Here is a 2,768-nt window from a genome sequence, read left to right on the forward strand (position 1 = left end):
ATGCAGGTTCTTTCACAGGGGGCTTTCACCCTGTAAGCCCATGCCGGGCGTAACAAAAAAATAAGCGCAGGGAACTAAATGGATAGACAATGATCTAAGACTACAAGTCATATGAAAAACAGAAGCAGGAGTAAGAGATATGGACGGAATTACACCACCCGGCAGCCCAAATAATCGGTTGCCCTATCAACAGGAGACCGATAATTGCTCTGTTTGTCTCGAACCTTTTGCCAGAAGGGCAGTCACGGTTCTTGAACAATGCAGACATATGTTTCACGAAGACTGCCTGGAGACTTGGCTATTGGAAAATACAACCTGTCCTTATTGCAGAACCATTGTCAGGGAAAGGGAAGTACAACCAGCGCCTGATGAGATATTGAACTCTCTATTGAGAAGTCACGCAGTCTTCTCTCCAGATGGGCAGATATTGAATCGAAGTTTAACTGCCTGATTCCGTTCTCTTTGAAGGCACCTTAACATTATCACCTGCTGCCAGAGCATGCGCTCTGGCCTGAGAGATGACAGAAAAAACCACAGCAGAAACAGTTGTGCCGCAAAGAGTGTATGTCTGATAATTCTATCCTTCCGATTTGGTTTTCAGAGAGGAAGGATAGATCAAGAAAATGAAAGGGTATCTATATCATCATCCAACAGCTGCACTGGTGATCTGCCTGATGGCATTGCTGTAAAGCTCATCCAGGCTTTCCGGATCAGAGACACATAATCCCAGATCCCTCAGAAGGCCATCTTTCAGTCCATAAATCCAGCTGTGAACTGTCAGGTCTTGTTCTCGTAGCCAGGCATCTTGAACGATGGTGGTCTGGCAGACATTCAGAGCTTGTTCCACAACATTCAGTTCATACATGCATTCGAACACGTCTTCCTGATTGTCGAGAGTATTGAGGAAGGTTTGATGCTTGTGCTGTACGTCCTGAATATGACGTAGCCAATTATCAATCAGGCCCAGTTTGCCGTTCTTAACCGCTGCCTGAACACCTCCGCAACCGTAGTGGCCGGTCACTATAATGTGCTCGACTTTCAGGTACTCAACGGCGAACTGGATAACAGAGAGACAGTTGAGATCGGTGTGAATGACCTGATTGGCCACATTTCTGTGCACAAACAGCTCGCCAGGTACCAAACCGGTAATCTGATTGGCGGGCACCCGACTGTCAGAACAGCCTATCCAGAGGTATTTGGGCGCCTGTTGCTGAGAAAGCTGTTCAAAAAAACCAGGTTCTTTTTCCCGAACAGCCTCTGACCAGTCGCGGTTTTGGTCGAACAGCTTCTTGAGTCTGCGCATGGGAAGCTTCCTTAATCAGAAATAACGCCTAAGTATACAGCTGAAAAAACAGAAGCCAACAACAGCAGGGTTGTAAGGGAGTACCGAACCTGTATCTTCGTTGCAATTCCTCGCAACAGCTTTGCTGTTTTAAATGGCTGCGTGTGTCTTTTCAGGCATTTCATTTCTGCCCTGAAGCCTTGCCCAACTGGTCAGATCTCTTTATATTCGAAAAGCACAAGAGCAGCCAAATCAAGAATAAGAATCCATGAACGTTGCGATCTATATATACGACAATGCAGAAGTACTGGATTTTTCCGGTCCTTTTGAAGTATTTTCAACAGCCAGCCGAGTCTGTGCAGACCATGAGCCTTTTAATGTCTTTCTGATAGGAGAGACTGGTGAAACTGTTACCGCCCGCGCCGGATATAGCGTGAACCCTGACTATGGATTCTACAACCATCCCCCTATTGACTTGCTGATGGTGGTCGGCGGCGTTCATACTGCAGAACTGAAAAAGCCTCAGGTTCTGGACTGGCTGAGAAGCTGTGCATCCCGTGCACAAATGACAACATCTGTTTGTACTGGCGCTTTTATCCTGGCCGAAGCGGGTATTCTGACCGATCAGAAAGTCACCACTCACTGGGAAGATATTCCTGACCTTAAGCGACAGTATCCAGCACTGGATGTGGTCTCTGGCCAGCGCTGGGTAAAAGACGGCTCTATTATGACATCAGCCGGTATTACCGCCGGAATCGATATGAGTCTTTCACTGGTGAGTTTGTTGCACAGTCTGGAACTTGCTGAGAAAACGGCAAAACAGATGGACTTTGTTTGGAACCGTTAATCCTACAAAAGGTGGACATTTTGACAGGTAATCGAGCAGGTATTACTTTTAGTAATACTCTTTCAGTGAGATCAAAACTATGTCAACCAGCTCTATTACCAGCAAAGGTCAGGTTACTATTCCTATTGAAATAAGGGCAAAATTCCAACTTCAACCTGGCGATAAAGTTATGTTTGAAGAGAAGGATGGAATGATTGTACTTACCCCAATGTCTGATGATATCGAAGCCTTGGGAGGATGCCTCGCAGATCATACTAATGGCCGGAAAGCGACTCTTGATGATATGGAGAAAGCCATTCAAGAAGGAGCTCAGGCATTATGGCAGGGTAAAGAAGGCGGCAAAAATGGAGGGCATTGATACCAATATTCTTGTTCGCTACCTTGTCAGGGATGATGAAAACCAATATCAACAGACAATCAGTTTTTTGAAGAATTGTAACAAGTTCTATATCAGTCCTGTAGTTCTGGTAGAATGTGTCTGGGTACTCACTCACTTCTATCAAGTCAGTCCAGCTCAGCAATGTCAGAAATTAAGAGCCGTTATTCAGTTACAAAAGTGCCTGACGCAGGACTATCAGGCCACACTCAAAGCCCTTGATGATTATACCAACGGTTACGATTTTGCCGATGCAATGATTG

5 protein-coding genes are annotated in these 2,768 nt (G+C 45.6%); 4 read left to right on the forward strand and 1 reads right to left on the reverse strand.

Translation table 11 applies throughout. The features are described 5' to 3' along the window. Positions 1-139 precede the first annotated feature (139 nt). Positions 140-451, forward strand: a complete 312-nt coding sequence (locus tag KDK17_RS07405) for an RING finger domain-containing protein (protein WP_257287735.1) — start codon at positions 140-142, stop codon at positions 449-451. A gap of 192 nt (positions 452-643) precedes the next feature. Here the strand turns inward: KDK17_RS07405 and can are convergent, their stop codons facing one another. Beyond that, a complete protein-coding gene (can, locus tag KDK17_RS07410; RefSeq protein ID WP_257287736.1) occupies positions 644-1,303 on the reverse strand; it encodes a carbonate dehydratase in 660 nt (219 codons plus the stop codon). A 247-nt stretch (positions 1,304-1,550) separates the two neighbouring features. Here can and KDK17_RS07415 point away from each other — a divergent pair, with 247 nt between their 5' ends. The 3 genes from KDK17_RS07415 to KDK17_RS07425 all read left to right on the forward strand — a co-directional run. Continuing rightward, complete coding sequence (locus KDK17_RS07415) at positions 1,551-2,129, forward strand: DJ-1/PfpI family protein (RefSeq protein ID WP_257287738.1); 579 nt, start codon at positions 1,551-1,553, stop codon at positions 2,127-2,129. A gap of 79 nt (positions 2,130-2,208) precedes the next feature. Further along, the gene (locus KDK17_RS07420; RefSeq protein WP_257254605.1) at positions 2,209-2,487 is read left to right on the forward strand and encodes an AbrB/MazE/SpoVT family DNA-binding domain-containing protein; all 279 of its coding nucleotides are present in this window, start codon (positions 2,209-2,211) and stop codon (positions 2,485-2,487) included. Further along, on the forward strand, positions 2,474-2,768 hold a 295-nt coding region (locus KDK17_RS07425; RefSeq protein ID WP_257287739.1), incomplete at its 3' end, for a type II toxin-antitoxin system VapC family toxin. The genes KDK17_RS07420 and KDK17_RS07425, both read left to right, overlap by 14 nt.

Origin of the sequence: Endozoicomonas sp. SESOKO2 (assembly GCF_024606245.1) — a bacterium.
Taxonomy (GTDB): Bacteria; Pseudomonadota; Gammaproteobacteria; order Pseudomonadales; family Endozoicomonadaceae; genus Endozoicomonas_A.